Consider the following 17,052-nt stretch of genomic DNA (forward strand, 5'->3'; position numbering starts at 1 on the left):
ATAGGAGAAAGACCATGAAAAAAACGCTGACCTTGCTACTTGCTTTGCTCTGCAGCGCCGCATTGTTCGCTGGTGGTGCCCAGGAAGGGGTTCCTCAGGCCGGTTCCGGCTACAAGGATACCATTACCGTCGGCCAGGGTGCGGATGTCACGTCCTTCGACCCCCATATCGGAAAGGAGACGCCGGCTGTCGCTGTAACCAATCACATTTTCGACACGTTGGTGGATACCGATCCGGTTACCGGTGAAGTGGTTCCCCAGATTGCAGAGAAGTGGGAGGTACTATCCCCCGTTTCCTATCGGTTTCACATCCGCAAGGGATTGAAGTTCCATAACGGCGAGGATCTGACTGCCGATGATGTGAAGTTCTCCCTCGACCGTGCAATCGCCAGTGCATCCGTGTCATACATCGTCGACTTTATCAAGGAAGTCAAGATCGAGGATGACTACACCGTCTTGGTCACCACCAAGGCTCCCTATGGTCCGACCTTGCGCAATCTTGCCGTTCCGTTTGCAGCGATTGTTCCCAAGGACTATGTGACGGCGAATCCCGATGCCTTGAAGACCAAGCCGGTCGGAAGCGGCCCCTACAAGTTCGTGTCCTGGGCCCAGAACGACAGCGTTCAGCTGGAAGCGTATGACGACTACTATGCCGGTGCCCCCGAGACCAAGAAACTGGTCTTCAAGGTAATTCCGGAAGCATCCCAGCGGACCATCGCACTGGAGACCGGAGAACTGGATATTGCCTATGATATTCTGGTCTCGGACTTGAAGCGAGTGAAGGAAAACAAGAACCTTTCGTTGTTCGAAGCTCCCTCGTTGACCTGCTTCTACATCTCCTTCAATATGCGCAAGGCACCGTTCGATAATCAGAAAGTGCGCCAAGCCATCAATATGGCCATCGATCGTCAGCTTCTGGTGGACACGGTGAACAGTGGAACCGGCGCTCCCGCCGACGAAATCATTGCTCCGGCCGTATTCGGGTATTACTCGACCGGTGTATGGGAATACAATCCCCAGAAAGCGAAGGCATTGCTCGCTGAGGCAGGGTATCCCAACGGGTTTGAGTGTTCCTTGTGGGTGAACAACAACCAGAGCCGTGTAGAGATGTGTCAAGCAATCCAAGAGATGCTTCGCGAGATCGGCATCAAGGTGAAAGTCGAAGTCATGGAATTCGGTACCTTCATCAGCCGCTCCACTGCAGGTGAGCATGACATGGGGTATTTCGGCTGGGTTACTTCCACCAAGGACGCCGATTATACCTACTATTCGTTGGAACACAGCAGTCAGCAGGGCGCCCCCGGCAACCGTTCGTTCATCGCCGATGCTGAAGTGGACCGCTTGGTCGAACTCGGTCGCACCAGTGCCGATACCGCTGTCCGGTTGGATGCGTACAAGAATCTGGCCTTGCGGTTGAAGGAATTGGCTAACAACGCTCCGATCATTTACACCGCAATTACTGCAGGTGCAAACAAGAAGGTGGAGGGTTTCGTCCTCGACCCGATCGGTTATCACCGGTTGGAGACCGTAAAGGTTTCAAAGTAATTTCCGCATTTTCCATGCCGATGGCTACAGGGGAAGCCTGGCTTCCTCTGCAGCCGGCCATCGGTAATCTGCATACATGAAGGAAGAAGAGATGGATACACAGGACCTCGTAGGGAGTATCATACGCATCAGCAATGCGAATGGTATCAGTGGATTTGAGGATGACGTGGTTTCGTTGATCAGGGAGGAAGGAGCAGGACTGGGTAGCTTTACGGAAGACAGCCTGCGAAATCTCTCTTTGAAACGAAGGCAGCATCATCCGGAAAAGTTGACGGTACAGTTGAATGCCCACACCGATGAGGTGGGGTTCATGGTGAAGGCCATTCGTCCCGACGGTATGCTGGAATTTATCACCATAGGCGGCTGGATACCTTCAAACGTCCCTGCGCATATGGTCCGTATCAGAAATAGGGAAGGTATCTACATTCCCGCGATTGTCGCGAGCAAACCGCCGCACTTCATGAGTGAAGCCGAACGCAATGCCCCGCTTGAGATTTCAAATCTTGTTATGGATGTTGGGGCAAGCAGCGCGGATGAGGTCAGAAATGACTACGGCATCGAAATTGGGGCTCCGGTTGTTCCGGATGTGCAATGCACCTATGATGCACAGCACGACACGTTCATAGGCAAGGCATTCGATTGTCGTATCGGATGCGCCGGGGTATTGGAGACCTTGAAGCAGATCAAGGATGTGCCGCTTTCGGTCAATGTGGTTGGGGATTTCTCCAGCCAAGAGGAAGTCGGTACCCGTGGTTCGACCGTCAGCGCCAATACGATCAAGGCCGACTTGGCTATCGTATTCGAGGGTTGTCCCGCCGACGATACCGTGGTTCCTGCTTATCAGGCACAGACTTGCCTCAAGAAAGGACCGATGCTCAGGCATATTGATGCCCGGATGATCACCAACCCGCGGTTTCAGCGGTATGCCTTGGATCTTGCCGGAAAAGCCGGCATTCCCGTACAGCAGGCAGTCCGAGCGGCAGGGGCGACCAACGGGGCTCCCATTCACCTCTCGAACGCGGGTGTTCCCACGATTGTCGTTGGGATTCCGGTGCGATACGCCCATACCCATTACGGCATCAGCACACTGTTTGATGTGCAGATGGCGGTCAAGCTCGTCAAGGAAATCCTGACGCAGATTGATGAACAGGTAATCAGGTCCTTTTGATGGATCGGATGCACATAGGGGGGATGTTCCCCTTGGAACGCCCCCTGCCTGTACAGACAGGGTTCTTCAGCAATCGGGGGGAGGACCTCCGGTTCTTTCTTTCCGGCCGCTGCGCCCTGTATACCTGCCTGCTGGATACCGGGATACAGGACCGCCGTAACGTTGCCTATGTTCCTGCATATACCTGCGAGACGGTATTGTCCAGTTATGAGAAGGCGGGATTCACCCTGCGTTTCTATGATATAAAGAAGACTGATCTTAGCCCTATGTGGAAGCTTTCTGATCTCGCGGGTGTTTCTGTGCTGAATGTATGCGGATACTATGGATTCAGCCGATATGACCACCAGTTTCTGGAGGTTTGCAGGAGAGAAGGCATCCTCATCGTACAGGACATCACCCACAGTATGTTCTCAGTCGATGGTTACTATCCGTTCGCCGACTATTGGGCCGGGAGTGCGCGCAAATGGATGGGGATAGCCAGTGGCGGGGTTGCCATAAAAGCCAAGGGCCGATTCAATGTTCCCCTTCTTCCCCCCGACCCACAGCATCTGGCGGGGCGCCGCTTGGCCATGGAATACCGCAGACAGGCCATCGAACAAGCTGATGTGCAGTATGATGAGCAAGCAACCCGGGTTTTTTGGGAAACCGAAATGCGGCTGCGGTCGATGTTCGACGCATTTGCAGGAGATCCTGAATCGGAACAGATACTGCAAAGCTGCGATGTCACATCACTTCGTGCCCAACGTCGGGAGAACTATCAGACACTTCTTTCCCACTATCATGCGTCAGGGGCCTGTACTGCTCTGTTTCCCGAGCTGGATCCAGATTCCTGCCCCAGTCATTTTACGTTCTACAGCGAGGATCGAGAGCAAACGCAAGCCAAGCTTGCTGCGTGGGGGATCAAAAGTACGGTATATTGGCCGGTACCCCCGATGCTCGACCAAATGACATATCCTTCGGCCTCCTGGATCTATGAGCATGTCCTCAGTGTACAAATCGATCAACGATACCATACATCGGAGATGGAATACCTGGCAGCCATGCTGTCCCGGCTCTGAGCCTCCTTTGGATTATTCCAGAATTATTCAGATGACAGGATTTGCATTTCTTTCGTCCCTACGGGCTTTTCTGCGTTGACCCTCCTCTGGTGTTGTGCAAGGATGAGCACCATAGCAAAGAAAAGAGGTTGTATGGTGGATCTGTTGACCTGTTGTCGTTCTGCACATGGCGATGCCCTGTTTGATATGGATGGGACCTTGTTTGACGGGGATCTCGGCGAGACCACGTTCCTGCTCTGTTTGGTCGGTGAGCTGCTTGAGCGGGATCCTCTCCTGCTTGATTCGGCACAAATTGCTTCTGCCAGTTTCGATTCCGCAATACCGGCATATGCACAGATCCAGAGCTATCAGGATGCATTGGAAAATGGGTTGTTTCAACAGGCATATCGTATGACTGCTTCCTACATGGCCCGATACTCTGATGAACAGATTTTCCAATTCTGCAAGCATGCCTTCTCTCATTTTCAGGAGCCGACCCCGCTACCTGGGTTTTCCTTGGTCTTGCATACCCGTAGCAGTGTGGACTTGTTGCTTCTCCTGCGCGCCTGCCAACGCAACTTGGTGCCGGTCTATCTGGTCTCGGCAAGTCCTCTTTCCGTGGTCCGATCGTTCTGTCGATTGTTCGACCTTGACCAGGTGATTTGCCTCGGTGCAGACCATGATGATCCCGTACTGCCCTATGGGGAAGGAAAAGTGCAGGCATTGGCCCGAATGCAGGTGAAAAAAGCATGTCTTGGCTTTGGAAACAGCACCTCGGATGCCCCGATGCTGGGCCTCTGCGAGCATGTATTTTTCCGAAATCCCGAGGAAGATGGAACATTGCATGATCTTTGCGAAAAAAATGGTTGGACAGAACTATTCTAGTAAGCTTTACAAAGAAGGGCGAAGATTCTATGCTGGAATTCGGAGGGGTTAACGCAATGCGGATACTCGATTATCTTACGGAATCATCGGTGCTTTTCCTTGATGATACCAGCAAACATGACATACTGACGACAATGGCGGCGAACGCTGCCGATCTTGGCTATATTGTTGACAAGCAGACATTTGCCAAAGCGATTCTTGAACGGGAAACCATTATGAGTACCGGTATCGGGCTGCAGGTGGCCATTCCCCATGCGAAATTGTCCACGATCAAGGACTTTTTCGTGGTGGTGGCGATACTGAAACACGATGCAGAATGGGATGCCTTGGACAAAATGCCCGTTCGCTTGGTCTTCATGATCGGGGGGCCCGATGACAATCAGACGGATTATCTGAAAATACTTTCCAAAATTACCTTGGTGATCAAGAATCCTGCACGCAGGAAAGCTCTGATGGCTGCCAAGGATGCGCAGGCTGTGCTTGCTGCATTCGACGAACTGTAAGGTAAACGGGAATCAGTATGGAATTTCACGTATTCTTGTATCTTGCTGCCATTTTTGGTGCCGGATATGTAATCAAGCATATTACGTCTGCAATCAAAGTTCCTGAAGTCACCGGCTATGTATTGCTTGGGGTGATTCTGGGAAACTCCGTTGTCCACCTTCTTACCACACCGGTATTGGACTCGCTGAGTTCGGTTTCCACCATAGCCTTGGGGTTGATCTCCTTCATGATCGGCATCGAATTGAAGCTGGATGTCATCAAGAAGCTGGGCAAGAGCATCATGTCCATCGTGACGTTTGAAAGTATGGGTGCTTTTTTGGTCGTCTCCCTTGGTCTGTATTTCATATTCAGGGCGGACTTGAACACTGCCTTACTCCTTGGGGCTGTTGCCTCGGCAACCGCTCCGGCTGCGACGGTGGCAGTCATCAAGCAGTACAAGGCAAAAGGGGAGCTGACATCCACTATTCTTGCCGTCGTCGGTATCGACGATGCCGCTGCCTTGATCATCTACGTCTTCATCGAAAGTTTTGTCAGTTCAAACTTGTCAGGCAGTTCAGTTTCCGTTCCCTCGATGTTTGCCTCTGCGCTTCTTTCCATTTTCATGGCATTGGGGATCGGAGTGCTTTCGGCGATTGTGTACGGCTTGGTTCTACGCAAGACCCGCAACAATGATTGGATCATGCTTTTGCTCGCAACCTTCATGTTCGCCCTCTTGGGAGTGTGTGAATTGCTGCAGATTTCCGAGCTCTTATCGATCATGGCCTTCGGTATGGTGATCGTGAATACCTCACCGACCTTGAGCAAGAAAAGTGAGGGGATCATCTCAAACTTTTCTCCGATTTTTCTGGTGGCATTCTTCGTATTGGGTGGTGCCCACCTAGACCTCGGTTCCATCCGGACCATCGGGTTGCTCGGTCTGTTCTATTTTGCCATGCGAAGCATCGGTAAAATGGGAGGCGCAACCTTGGGAGCAATCCTCGGCAAGGCTCCGAAGAAGGTTCGCTCCCTCATCGGTTTTTCCTTATTGCCGCAAGTCGGTGTTGCACTTGCACTCGCCTTGGCTATCAATAAAAAATTCGGCTCCGGTCAGTTCGGTGATGTAGGCTCGCAGCTCGCCAGTACCATCATCAATGTACTGCTGTTCACCACGATCATCACGGAAGTTGTCGGCCCTTTGCTGACCCGCTATGCATTGCATAAGGCAGGTGAAGCAAACACTGAGACTGACCACCAATAAAAGGAGGATGCCATGAATCTGCTTATCATTGTATTATCAGAATTGGATTATAAAGAGGATGTGTTTCTGGCACTCCAAAGTGTTGGTATCGCCAAAGCTACCGTGTTTGACGCCATGAGCCTGGATAAAAGCCTTGAAAGTGAATTCAGTTTGTTTACGGGATTCTTGAGGAGCAAGGCGGAGAATGAGGGCGAGCAGCTGGTCATTTTGGCGCCCATTGAAAATCCTTCGCTTGCCAAGGAACTCTTGACCAATTTGGAAGCCGCAGGAATCCCCTTGAAGAAAAACGAGATTCTCAGCCTTACCGTACTCCCTGTTGCGTTCTGCTTTGATCCGACGACCGGTATGTGTGGCTGATAATACAAATAATGTATTCTTCTGCCACTCAGAAGAGAACAAACTAGCTTTCACCCCAAAATGCTTGTATACTGGCCTCACACCATTTCCCCGGGTTCCCTTGGGAAATGGTAAAGGAAGCTTGAAATGGTATCGTCCCTGAAACTCTTGGTCGTAGGAGCCGAGGAGTGTGATGCAGCAATCATTCAGGATGTGCTGCCTCATAGCCTCGTATGCATGACCCCCGGCTGGGAAGATGCCTGCAAGCTTTTGGATCAGCATTCGGATGTTTCATTGCTCATCCTCGACATCGAGCACGCATTCGATACCATCCCTTCGTTGCTGGATGCTTTCCAGACACTTGCTTCCTATCCTCAGATCGGACTGATGTTGCTCTCTCCTGCATCGGTGCTTCCCGATGCCCTGCAAGAGCTCAAGCTGATTCCATCCTCTTTCCTGCTCAAACCATTGGAATCTGCAACCCTGTGTGGAAAGATCGATGCCTATTTAGAGGAACGGGAACATCTTTTGGAGGAAGAGAAGCTGCAGGAACAGGCATTGCTGTTCAATGCAATTTTCCATCAGGCTCCCATCGGCATTGCCATTTCCCATGGGATTGATCGGGTTGCTCCCGATGAACAGGAAGTTTTTCAGGTCAACCATCAGTTCGAGGAGATTACCGGATGGAAACAGGATGAGCTGAGTCGGCTCGGTTGGGCGAAGATCACCCATCCAGATGATCTTGAGGAAGATACGATGAATTTCCGAAGGCTGCAAAGCGGAAAGATCAACGGCTACTCCCTGGAGAAGCGATACCTCAAGCCGGATGGATCGGTCGTGTGGGTGTATATGGTGCTTGCCCCGCTGCTGCTCAAACGTGCCACGCTTTCCACCCATATCTGCCTGATACAGGACATTACCAAACGCAAGCAGGCCGAACAGTCCCTGTTTGAGAGTGAACGCAGCAAGTCGGTCCTGCTTTCCCATCTTCCCGGGATGGCGTATCGCTGTCGCAATGATGCGGATTGGACCATGCTGTTCGTCTCGGAAGGTTGCAAAGCATTGACCGGATATGAGGCCCAGAGTCTGCTGGGCAACCGTGATCTTTCTTTCAACGATCTGATTATCCCCACATCCCGGCTCCTGATACGTCGCGAGTGGGATCGTGTACTCGCCTGCCATGAAGTTTTCCAATTCGAGTATGAGATCATTGCCGCCACCGGTGAACGCAAATGGGTTTGGGAGATGGGGCAGGGCCTCTATTCCGAAACGGATGCCGTCACGGAACTGGAAGGTCTGATTCTTGATATTTCCGATCGGAAGCGATTTGAACAGGAATTGAAATATCATACCGAGCATGATCTTTTGACTGGTTTGTACAACCGTAGGTACCTCGAAGGGGTGCTGCATGCCGATGCGCAGGAAAAGTTGGCAGGAAGGCGCGCCTTGATTTCCGTCAATGTCAGTACCCTGCATATTTCCAGCCTTACCTATGGGTTCCAATACACCCAGGACATCCTTCTGAAGGTTGCCCAGGTATTGCAGGACGTCTGTGCCGCTTCTAACCTGGTCTGCAAGACCCACGAATACCGGTTCGTCATCTACGTGCAGGGATATGCGGATGTGCAGGATCTGACTGCATTCTGCAAAAAGGTATCGAATGCCCTTCAGCCGTATCTCTCCTTGGAAGGCATCAGCTGGGGTTTCGGGGTTTTGGAGATCAGCGAAGAAAACAAGGATGATGAAGAACAGCTTCTCAGAAACCTGCTGGTGGCTTCCGAACGGGCTCTTTCAATGTGGGACAAGGAAGTCGGATTGTGTTTCTTTGATTCGCAGATGGCAATTCAACTTGAACGGGAGGAAGAGATTACCACTGAACTTTCCCGTTTGGCTGCAGGCGAGGGAGAAAGCACACTGTATCTGCAGTTCCAGCCGATCATTGATCTCGTTTCAAATAGTATCTGCAGCTTCGAGGCACTCGCTCGGTTGAGGACTCCTACATTCGGCTTGATCGGACCTTTGGAATTCATTCCCATTGCGGAGAAGACCAAACTCATCATTCCCTTGGGTGAGTCGATCATCCTCCAGGCGTTCCGGTTTTTGCATACCTTGGAAGAATTGGGGTTCAGTAAGGTCGCCATCTCCATCAATATATCAGCCATCCAATTGCTCAATCATGGCTTCATACCAAATCTGATGCGTCATGTGAAGGCAATGGATGTTGAACCGGACCAGATCACTTTGGAAATCACCGAGTCGGTATTTGCCTCGAATTACCAGGAAATCAACCGGATTCTGGGCCAACTGCAGGCGACCGGGATCAAGGTTTCCATGGATGATTTCGGTACCGGGTACTCTTCTTTGGCACGGGAGCGGGAACTGAATATCAATTGCCTGAAGATTGACAAGTACTTCATCGACAAACTGATGGAAATACAAGATGACCAAGCCATAACCGGAGACATCATTTCCATGGCGCACAAACTCGGTCACTGTGTCATTGCAGAGGGCATCGAACATGAACGGCAGAAAACCTATCTTGCACGCTATGGATGTGACAAGATCCAAGGATATCTGGTCAGCCGCCCGTTGGATGAAAAAGATGCCCTGCAATTTTTAAGAAACTGGAAAGTCTAGCGTTCCAACAACAATGATAAGGCTTGCAGATTTTGCTGTCGGTAGGTTCCTTTTACATAGCCCCGTATCGAGCCGTCCGGATCGACCACCACCAAGGTGGGCTGTCCGTCAATGGGGATGCCTGCATCATTGATGAACTGCCGGGTATCAGAGAGGAAGACCACTCCTCCTTCCTGACCGCTTAATTGCGGTTCATATCCTTCAGCAATTCCTTTCCTGATTGCGCCTCGAACAAAGAACGGTGCTCCGCCGACTATGGTGAGGTTGTAAACCGGGTTTCCCTTGATCAAGCTCGGTTGGGTTTTGAATCCTTCATGCCAAAGCAGAAGTTCTTCCTGTTGCTGTTCTCCATTTTTTCGTGAGGAACTGAGCGTCAAGGCAATGACGAGCGGCCGATCATCCAGTAAATCGGCGGGGAACTGGAAAGCTTTTCCGTCAAAGTGTTTCCCTTCCACGGTGGGAAAGGTGGCGGCGAACATGAGTGACGCCTGCAGAAGGATGCCAATACTGATGGTAGTAATAATACCAATTCTCATAAGATAACTTATATCGAATAATGCTCATTCTGTATAGCTCTCCCATCCCCTTGCCGGTGACTTTCACATTGACGGGGCAGGGAAAGCTTGCTATGTTTTAGTTAGTTTATGCTAACTAAAATAATTCCTTGGGAGGTGCATATATGGAGTTGGTACTGGTTCGGCATGGAGAGAGTGCCTGGAATTTGGAGAATCGGTTTACCGGATGGACGGACGTCCCTCTTTCTGCGACCGGAGAGGAGGAGGCAAGACAGGCGGGAAGCCTGCTGCTGAAAGAAGGCTTCGATTTTGATCTGTGCTATACATCCTTTCTGAAGCGGGCGATTCATACCCTCGATCTGATGCTGGATGCAATGGACCGCAGCTGGCTGCCGGTCATCAAGGATTGGCATCTGAATGAACGCCACTACGGGGCGTTGCAAGGTTTGAACAAGGCCGAGACCGCCGAAAAGTTCGGAGAGGAACAGGTCAAGATTTGGCGCCGTTCCTTCGCGGTCCAACCACCCAGTCTGGAATCTGGCGATGCGCGCAATCCTGCAAACTTGGTCCAATACCGGGAGGTGGATCCGCAGAAGTTGCCGTTGACCGAGAGCCTGAAGGATACGATTGCCCGCGTCATTCCCTATTGGGAGGGGGAAATCAAGCCGATGATGCTTGCCGGTAAGCGTTTGGTGATCGCAGCCCACGGCAATTCACTGCGCGCATTGGTCATGTATTTCGATCACCTCACCGAGGATGAGATCATGCAGGTCAACATCCCTACCGGTATTCCACTGGTCTATACCTTCGATACCGATGGTACGGTGAAAAGCAAGCGGTATTTGGGGGACAAGGCCGCCTTGGAAGCAAAGATGCAGAAAGTAAGCAACCAAGGCAAGGTTAAGAAACACTGAGCGCTACTGCTGCTCCTGATTGGTGAAACGGGAGAGGAAATCCCTGAGTTGTTGGCTTTTTGGATTCTTGAACAATTGTTTCGGATTTCCCTCTTCCTCGATTTTTCCGTCAAGCATATAGACCACATGGTTGGAGACCTCACGGGCGAAGGCCATTTCGTGAGTGACCACCAACATGGTGGTGCCCTCTTTGGCAAGCGCCTTCATGACATCGAGTACCTCTCCGACCATCTCAGGGTCCAAGGCACTGGTCGGCTCGTCGAAGAGCAGGATTTCCGGTTGCATGGCCAAGGCGCGGGCAATGGCAACCCGCTGCTTCTGTCCCCCGCTGAGCTGGTGGGGCTTGGCATTGATGTAGGATGCCATCCCCACTTTGTGCAGGTAGAACAATGCGGCCTGTTTTGCGTCTTCCTTGCTTTTCTTCAGGACTTTGATCTGGCCGACCATGCAGTTGCTCAGCACGCTGTGATTGTTGAACAGGTTGAAGGATTGGAAGACCATCCCCACTTTTGAGCGGTACTTCGACTCATCAACCCGGTCATCCAGAATGTTCTCGCCATGAAAGAATATTCTTCCGGCAGTCGGGGTTTCCAGCAGATTGATGCATCTCAGCAAGGTGGATTTCCCCGAGCCCGATGCTCCGATGATGGAGGTGACATCCCCGGTTTTCACTTCAAAGTCTATATCCTTGAGCACGACGTTGGTGCCGAAGGTCTTTGAAAGATGTTCGATTTTCAGAATTTCCGGCATCAGCTTCTCCTTTGGTCCTGCTTGCGGGGGAACGTGGTCATCCCACTGGTGAAGGTCAGGGTGTCGGTGGTGGCCAGGTCGAAATTGACCGGTCCTGCCATGCGGTTCTCAAGTGCAAGCAACAAGCGTGAACAGGCGAAGGTGAGCACGAAGTAAATGATCAACACCACCGAAGCTGCTTCAAAATAGGTGTAGAGGGCACCGGAGATGCTCTTGAAGGTAAAGAACAGTTCAACGGTTCCAATGATGGATAGGACACTGGTGTCCTTGATGTTGATGATGAGGTTGTTCCCGATTTGCGGCATGATGTTGCGCAACGCTTGGGGAAGGATGACCTGAAGCATGGTTTGGAAATGGTTCATGCCGATGGCCTTCGCCCCTTCGGTCTGCCCGATGTCAACCGAGAGGATGCCGCCACGGACTGTCTCGGCCATGTACGCCCCGGTATTGATCGAGACGATGAGGATGGCAGCCTGCCACATCCCGAGATTGATTGAGAACACTTGGCTCGCCCCATAGAAGATGAAGGCTGCCTGCAGCATCATCGGGGTTCCTCTGAACAGTTCGACATACCCGGTGAGTATCAGTTTGAATACTTTGACCAGGACCCTGTAGACCAGGTTGTCTTTTTTCCTGGGCTCAAGGGTCTGGACAATACCGACTGCAAAGCCGATCACGCACCCCAAAAATGTACTGATGATGGCAATGGCCATAGTAGTAGCGGCCCCTTTGGCAAGGGAGCCGCTGTACTCCTGGAAAATGTAGATCATCCTTTGCAGGAAGTTCATTTCAGATATGGACATGAGAATTCCTTACCTTATTTGGACAACGGCTGCACGGCGATGGCTTGTTCCATCATGGCATTGAAGTCGTCGACCGTCAGACCAGCTAAGACACCGTTGATGGCTTTGGTCAATTCAGGGTGTTTCTTGGAGACGGAGATACCGATGTTGATCTCTTCATCACTCACCTTGAAATCGTCTTTCGAGCCGGTGAAGTCAAGGATTTTCATGCTCGGATAGGCTACGATTGCCGCCTTTGCGGTGGGCATATCGGTGCAGATGTAATCGACGCGCTTGCTGTTCAGGGCGACCAGCATTGCCGGTGCAGACTCCTGGGCCGGAAGAATGTTGGCATTGGGAATCTGGGGAAGGCAGACGTCATACCAGATGGTGCCCAACTGGCTGGTGCAGGTACCGCCGGCCAGGTCGGTGATTCCGGTTGCAGAGGCGTACTTGTTGTCCTTGTTGGTCAATACGACGATGGATGCATAGTAATACGGGGTGGTGAAATCGACCATCTGGAGTCGTTCGGAAGTGATTGACTGACCGGCGATGACGCAGTCAACCGTTCCGGATTGTACTGCAGGTACCAACGAGTCCCAATCGAGCTTCATGATCTGCAGTTCATAACCAAGCTTCTCTGCAATCAATTTGGCCATCATGACGTCGTAGCCATAGGCGTAATCCTTGGAATTCGCAATGGGAACGGCCCCATTCGCATCGGTGGTTTGCGTCCAGTTGTACGGGGCATACCCACACTCCATGGCAACTTTCAAGACTTTTTTCTCGGACGCTGCGGGAGCTTCCTTTGTTCCTTGGGCAAAGAGTGAGCCGGTGAGGCAAATGAGCAGAACAAGCGCCAACACAAGAGTTTTTTTCATAGAATCCTTCCTTTACCGTGGCAGGGAAACGTTCCTTCCCACTTTTGATGTTAAGAAGCATACAACGAATAAAAACGAGTGTCAATTTGTTAGAAAATCTTTTTCTTTGTTATTTTAGTAACAAAACAACCCAAAATTATTGTATTCCTGAACAAGTATAGGATCATACAAGGGAAAGCCCTTACCCCGTTTCCGGAGATTGAATACCTCCTCTGCTCACTGAATCCTGGTATCAGATACGCTTGGTGGTGTGAAAAACGGTACTCACCAGAACATACAAAGTTGGTACAAGTTGCAAATTATTATATGCTATATAAATAAATATTATTCTTCTTGACTTGTGTAATGAGGGGTCTATACTTGAAGCAGGTTAGTACAAAAGAGAACGAACTGGAGGGAGCACGTGTCACACCCACGAAGATCACGGGTAATCAATTCTTCTCGGGTCATCCATGAATTATGGATCGAGGACCAACTCAGTCGTGCCGATCTCTCTGCGAGGCTTGGGCTGACAAAGTCATCCATCTCCAACATCGTCAATACCTTGCTTGAACAAGGAATCGTAAAGGAAAACGAAATCATAGACCCGGGTCCCAAAGGTGGAAGGAGGGCGATCGGGCTTACCCTGAATCATGCATACTTTCATGTTCTCGGCATTGAGATCAGGTCTGATTCGTATACTGCCATTTCCGTGGATCTGGAAGGGACCGTCCTGTTCAGTGAAACCCAACCGGAAGGTTGTACGGCTTTGACATTCAAACATGCGGTTGTCACACGCATTCAATCGCTTTGCGACCAACTGAAAGGCATGCATCGTCATCTTTTGGGGGTAGGGATTGCCTTTTCGGGTGTTATCGATGCAGAAAGACAGATGATTCTCCGCTCTGTGTCCTTGGATTTCCAGACTCCGTTTGATTTCGGAAAGGAAGTTGCCTCTGCGTTTCCCTTTCCGGTCATTCTGGAAAACGATGCAAACTGCGGGGCCTGGGGCGAGGTGGTTTTTCAGCGAAAGCGGAAGCTTCGGAATTTCATGTTCGTCTTGATAGAATTCTTCAAGCGCTATGAGGTCCAGACCGAGCTGGCACAGCCCACCATCGGTCTTGGCTTTGGATTTGATGGAAAGATTTACCGGGGAAGCAGCAGCCAGGCAGGTGAATTCAAGAGTGTCTTCAACACTGATCCGCTTTCCTCCAAGCAGGTGATCATCCATAAGAATGTTCCGATCACTGAAGATGGGGAGGCTCTCAGAACCTATATGCAGGAAATCTGCAAGAACCTGGCGTTTCTGATCAATACCCTGGACATCGGGCATGTTTTCATCGGTGGGAACATAGAGCCGCTTCAGGCTTTCGTTCCTGACATGCTCCGTTCCTGTCTCCAGGCGAATTCCCTGACCCAGAGTGATGGGGATTGCCATATCCAGTTTTCTTCGCTTGGCTTTCTGGCAGTTTCCTTTGGAGCGGCTGCTCTGGTCCTGGATAAGGTATTGATGAATCTCGAACCCCTTTCTGAAGAGGCGAGTGAGACGGTTCTTCCGCTGTTCCACCTCTTGTCCTGATGTGAATATCCCTTCCTGAGAAGGTTTGAAGCAATGGAGGTTTTCTATGAAAACAAAACGGTTGTTCGTGTTTTTGCTCGCTCTGTTTCTCGTTTCACCTGCCTTGTTGTTTTGCGCAGGAACGAAGGAACAGGCAAGCACTGAAACAAAGGACGGAGTGATTACGTTGTCCGTGTATCACTACCTGGATCAGACGGACAAAACCACAGCCCCGAATTTCCAGCATCTGGTGGATGTCTTTGAACAGGAGAATCCCAATATCAAGCTCTCCTTCGAGTACGGGTATGGCGAAGCTTTCCATGACAAGTTGCAGACCATGGCGATGAGTGGGCAGCTTCCCGATATCATCTTGCTGTATCCCGGAAAACGGACCAGCCAGGTTACTTCAGCGGGGTTGGTACAGGACCTTCGTCCCTATCTTGCCGGGCATGAGGGCGAGTTCGCCGATATGGCAATGCAGGGACAGGGTGAACAAGGTGAGATTTGGGAGTTGCCTGAGGACATCAGCATTACTTCGATCATGTACACCAACAATCGGTTGCTCAAACAGCTCGGACTCACATTCCCGAAAACGTATGAGGAGCTGTTGGCCCAAGGAGAGGTGATCAGGGCAGCCGGATTGATTCCCATTTCAATCGCAAACAAGGACGCATGGCCGATGCAATCCTGTCTGGCCGGTATGCTGGTTGAACGCGCCGGCGGCATGGCATGGTTCGATAAGGCCTTGGCGGGTGAAGCCAGCTTTGCCGATCCGCAGTTTGTGCATGCGATGGATATCATCAAGGAACTGAACGACAAGCAGATGTTCTCTCCGGGAACCAATCAATTAGCCTATGGACAGGGTCTGGACGACTTTGTGAATGAACGGGCCGTGTATTTCATCGATGGTGGTTGGACCGTCAACAATATGGTCGGTGAGTTGACCGATCAGCAGAAGACGTACATGAGTCTGGAGTCGTTCCCCGACATCCCTGATCAGCAGGGAAAGAGCCAGAGTGCCTCCGCAACCGCCGGCCAAGGGTTCGGCATGAATGCAAAGCTCAGTGATGCAAAAGCACAGGCTGCTTGGAAGTGGATATGGTTCTATTCCGGTCCCGAGGGCTCGGCGATCCGTCAGCGCTACGGCAGGCTTCCCGCCTACAACCTTGCAGAACCCGCCGATGCGGACCCGATGATCAAGAAGTTGATCGCCTTCGCCGCGAGAGTGCCCATGGGATATGTGATGGACTCGGTCATCGATGCTGAGCCGATCGGAACTTTCAACATCAATTTGCAGAATATGATGTTTGGTACGATGACGAGCACACAGGTGGCTCAGGAACTTGAGACGATGGTGCAGGCCATAGGTCGCTAGGAATTTGGCAGCTCTTCCCCTTCGGGGGAGGAGCTTGTATAAGGAAGGATCGTACATGACCTACGCACGTCAGAAACATCTCAGCTACTGGATTTTCATCCTTCCGGGGCTGCTCCTGTTTGCTTCGGTAATCCTGTTTCCTGTTGCCTTCAGTTTTTCGCTGAGTTTCACCAAATGGAATGGGTACAACCTTCCTGCTTGGGTGGGTTTGGAGAATTACGGCAAGATCATTGAGGATCCGGTGTTCCTGCATTCGCTGCGGAACAATCTTTTGATCGTGGCCATCTCTGTGTTCGGCCAGATTCCGTTGGGATTTTTGTTGGCGTTTTTGCTTCACCGGAAGTTGGTCCGATACGGATCTTCCTTCCAGACCATGATTTTCCTTCCCATCACCATTTCCCCAGTTGTCGTGGCGTTGCTGTGGAACCAGATTTTTTCCTCCTCGGGTATCGTCGTAGCGGTTATCCGGATGCTGACCGGTGAGAGCCAATATGTCATGAAGATATTTGAGGACAAACAACTGGCGGTCATCCCGATTCTGTTGGTGTTGCTTTGGATGCACACCGGTACCTACATGATCATTTATTATGCCAATTTGCAGAAGATGACTCCTTCGGTCTTGGAAGCAGCCCAGATAGATGGAGCGAGCGAGGGCCAGATGTTTCGCAGCATCATCCTTCCCAGCATGATCGGAACCATTGCTACGACAGCAATTTTTGCAATTTCCGGAAGCCTGAAGGCCTTCGACCTGATTTATGCGATGACCGGTGGAGGACCGGCTCATTTTACCGAGGTTATCGCCATTTATATGTATGTAAACACATTCAAGTATTATAAATATGGGTTCGGCAGCGCCGTTTCCATCATCATAGTCCTGTTGGCTGTTGGTTTGATCCTGCTGTTGCAATATTTCAGCAGGAAGCTCGAGCGCAAGTTCGACTAGGAGGGAG

Annotated in this window: 16 protein-coding genes; 12 read left to right on the forward strand and 4 right to left on the reverse strand. The window is 51.1% G+C overall.

Annotation, left to right across the window (positions count from 1 at the left end; translation table 11 throughout):
- The first annotated feature begins 14 nt into the window (after window positions 1-14).
- From AB7C91_RS03250 to AB7C91_RS03285, 8 genes are all read left to right on the forward strand, one after another.
- Complete coding sequence (locus tag AB7C91_RS03250) at window positions 15-1,544, forward strand: ABC transporter substrate-binding protein (RefSeq protein ID WP_428589194.1); 1,530 nt, start codon at window positions 15-17, stop codon at window positions 1,542-1,544.
- Between the two features lie 91 nt (window positions 1,545-1,635).
- Window positions 1,636-2,712, forward strand: coding sequence for a M42 family peptidase (locus AB7C91_RS03255; RefSeq protein WP_332447726.1), 1,077 nt, complete (start codon window positions 1,636-1,638; stop codon window positions 2,710-2,712).
- Complete coding sequence (locus AB7C91_RS03260; RefSeq protein WP_428589197.1) at window positions 2,712-3,770, forward strand: hypothetical protein; 1,059 nt, start codon at window positions 2,712-2,714, stop codon at window positions 3,768-3,770. The genes AB7C91_RS03255 and AB7C91_RS03260 overlap by 1 nt, the downstream gene beginning before the upstream one ends.
- Window positions 3,771-3,902: 132 nt before the next feature.
- Window positions 3,903-4,634, forward strand: a complete 732-nt coding sequence (locus tag AB7C91_RS03265) for an HAD family hydrolase (protein ID WP_332447728.1) — start codon at window positions 3,903-3,905, stop codon at window positions 4,632-4,634.
- A 29-nt stretch (window positions 4,635-4,663) separates the two neighbouring features.
- Window positions 4,664-5,137: a PTS sugar transporter subunit IIA gene (locus AB7C91_RS03270; protein ID WP_332447729.1), complete on the forward strand. Its 474-nt coding sequence runs from the start codon at window positions 4,664-4,666 to the stop codon at window positions 5,135-5,137.
- A gap of 17 nt (window positions 5,138-5,154) precedes the next feature.
- Window positions 5,155-6,375 (forward strand): cation:proton antiporter, encoded by a 1,221-nt coding sequence (locus tag AB7C91_RS03275; RefSeq protein WP_332447730.1) that lies wholly within the window; start codon window positions 5,155-5,157, stop codon window positions 6,373-6,375.
- 12 nt (window positions 6,376-6,387) lie between these two features.
- Entirely contained in the window at window positions 6,388-6,732 is a 345-nt protein-coding gene (locus AB7C91_RS03280) for a hypothetical protein (RefSeq protein WP_332447731.1), read from the forward strand.
- A 126-nt stretch (window positions 6,733-6,858) separates the two neighbouring features.
- Entirely contained in the window at window positions 6,859-9,348 is a 2,490-nt protein-coding gene (locus AB7C91_RS03285; protein ID WP_332447732.1) for a sensor domain-containing protein, read from the forward strand.
- Here AB7C91_RS03285 and AB7C91_RS03290 read toward each other — a convergent pair.
- The gene (locus tag AB7C91_RS03290) at window positions 9,345-9,884 is read right to left on the reverse strand and encodes a hypothetical protein (RefSeq protein ID WP_332447733.1); all 540 of its coding nucleotides are present in this window, start codon (window positions 9,882-9,884) and stop codon (window positions 9,345-9,347) included. The genes AB7C91_RS03285 and AB7C91_RS03290 overlap by 4 nt on opposite strands.
- Window positions 9,885-10,027: 143 nt before the next feature.
- On the opposite strand from AB7C91_RS03290, the gene gpmA reads away from it, so the two are divergent.
- Window positions 10,028-10,777 carry a 2,3-diphosphoglycerate-dependent phosphoglycerate mutase gene (gene gpmA, locus AB7C91_RS03295; protein WP_428589204.1) on the forward strand — a complete coding sequence of 250 codons (750 nt, stop codon included), beginning with the start codon at window positions 10,028-10,030 and terminating at the stop codon, window positions 10,775-10,777.
- A 3-nt stretch (window positions 10,778-10,780) separates the two neighbouring features.
- On the opposite strand, the gene AB7C91_RS03300 is transcribed toward gpmA, so the two are convergent.
- The 3 genes from AB7C91_RS03300 to AB7C91_RS03310 are packed head-to-tail and all read right to left on the reverse strand — an operon-like array spanning window position 10,781 to window position 13,190.
- A complete protein-coding gene (locus tag AB7C91_RS03300) occupies window positions 10,781-11,527 on the reverse strand; it encodes an amino acid ABC transporter ATP-binding protein (RefSeq protein WP_332447735.1) in 747 nt (248 codons plus the stop codon).
- Window positions 11,527-12,330, reverse strand: coding sequence for an amino acid ABC transporter permease (locus tag AB7C91_RS03305; protein ID WP_332447736.1), 804 nt, complete (start codon window positions 12,328-12,330; stop codon window positions 11,527-11,529). Before AB7C91_RS03305 ends, AB7C91_RS03300 begins: the two co-directional genes overlap by 1 nt.
- 14 nt (window positions 12,331-12,344) lie before the next feature.
- A complete protein-coding gene (locus tag AB7C91_RS03310) occupies window positions 12,345-13,190 on the reverse strand; it encodes a transporter substrate-binding domain-containing protein (protein WP_332447737.1) in 846 nt (281 codons plus the stop codon).
- Window positions 13,191-13,593: 403 nt separating this feature from the next.
- Between AB7C91_RS03310 and AB7C91_RS03315 the strand changes: the two genes are divergently transcribed.
- From AB7C91_RS03315 to AB7C91_RS03325, 3 genes are read left to right on the forward strand one after another with little or no spacing between them, the layout of a single operon-like run.
- Window positions 13,594-14,748, forward strand: coding sequence for an ROK family transcriptional regulator (locus tag AB7C91_RS03315; RefSeq protein ID WP_332447738.1), 1,155 nt, complete (start codon window positions 13,594-13,596; stop codon window positions 14,746-14,748).
- A gap of 46 nt (window positions 14,749-14,794) precedes the next feature.
- Window positions 14,795-16,102 (forward strand): ABC transporter substrate-binding protein, encoded by a 1,308-nt coding sequence (locus AB7C91_RS03320; protein ID WP_428589209.1) that lies wholly within the window; start codon window positions 14,795-14,797, stop codon window positions 16,100-16,102.
- Between the two features lie 55 nt (window positions 16,103-16,157).
- Complete coding sequence (locus tag AB7C91_RS03325) at window positions 16,158-17,045, forward strand: sugar ABC transporter permease (protein ID WP_332447740.1); 888 nt, start codon at window positions 16,158-16,160, stop codon at window positions 17,043-17,045.
- Window positions 17,046-17,052 lie beyond the last annotated feature (7 nt).

It is taken from the genome of Sphaerochaeta sp. (assembly GCF_050256055.1).
Lineage (GTDB): Bacteria > Spirochaetota > Spirochaetia > Sphaerochaetales > Sphaerochaetaceae > Sphaerochaeta.

What these genes read in the sequence shown, in the direction of transcription:
- AB7C91_RS03250 (WP_428589194.1), top strand. Translation starts at nt 15, where the DNA reads ATGAAAAAAACGCTGACCTTGCTACTTGCTTTGCTCTGCAGCGCCGCA.
- AB7C91_RS03255 (WP_332447726.1), top strand. Translation starts at nt 1,636, where the DNA reads ATGGATACACAGGACCTCGTAGGGAGTATCATACGCATCAGCAATGCG.
- AB7C91_RS03260 (WP_428589197.1), top strand. Translation starts at nt 2,712, where the DNA reads ATGGATCGGATGCACATAGGGGGGATGTTCCCCTTGGAACGCCCCCTG.
- AB7C91_RS03265 (WP_332447728.1), top strand. Translation starts at nt 3,903, where the DNA reads ATGGTGGATCTGTTGACCTGTTGTCGTTCTGCACATGGCGATGCCCTG.
- AB7C91_RS03270 (WP_332447729.1), top strand. Translation starts at nt 4,664, where the DNA reads ATGCTGGAATTCGGAGGGGTTAACGCAATGCGGATACTCGATTATCTT.
- AB7C91_RS03275 (WP_332447730.1), top strand. Translation starts at nt 5,155, where the DNA reads ATGGAATTTCACGTATTCTTGTATCTTGCTGCCATTTTTGGTGCCGGA.
- AB7C91_RS03280 (WP_332447731.1), top strand. Translation starts at nt 6,388, where the DNA reads ATGAATCTGCTTATCATTGTATTATCAGAATTGGATTATAAAGAGGAT.
- AB7C91_RS03285 (WP_332447732.1), top strand. Translation starts at nt 6,859, where the DNA reads ATGGTATCGTCCCTGAAACTCTTGGTCGTAGGAGCCGAGGAGTGTGAT.
- AB7C91_RS03290 (WP_332447733.1), bottom strand. Translation starts at nt 9,884, where the DNA reads ATGAGAATTGGTATTATTACTACCATCAGTATTGGCATCCTTCTGCAG.
- gpmA (WP_428589204.1), top strand. Translation starts at nt 10,028, where the DNA reads ATGGAGTTGGTACTGGTTCGGCATGGAGAGAGTGCCTGGAATTTGGAG.
- AB7C91_RS03300 (WP_332447735.1), bottom strand. Translation starts at nt 11,527, where the DNA reads ATGCCGGAAATTCTGAAAATCGAACATCTTTCAAAGACCTTCGGCACC.
- AB7C91_RS03305 (WP_332447736.1), bottom strand. Translation starts at nt 12,330, where the DNA reads ATGTCCATATCTGAAATGAACTTCCTGCAAAGGATGATCTACATTTTC.
- AB7C91_RS03310 (WP_332447737.1), bottom strand. Translation starts at nt 13,190, where the DNA reads ATGAAAAAAACTCTTGTGTTGGCGCTTGTTCTGCTCATTTGCCTCACC.
- AB7C91_RS03320 (WP_428589209.1), top strand. Translation starts at nt 14,795, where the DNA reads ATGAAAACAAAACGGTTGTTCGTGTTTTTGCTCGCTCTGTTTCTCGTT.
- AB7C91_RS03325 (WP_332447740.1), top strand. Translation starts at nt 16,158, where the DNA reads ATGACCTACGCACGTCAGAAACATCTCAGCTACTGGATTTTCATCCTT.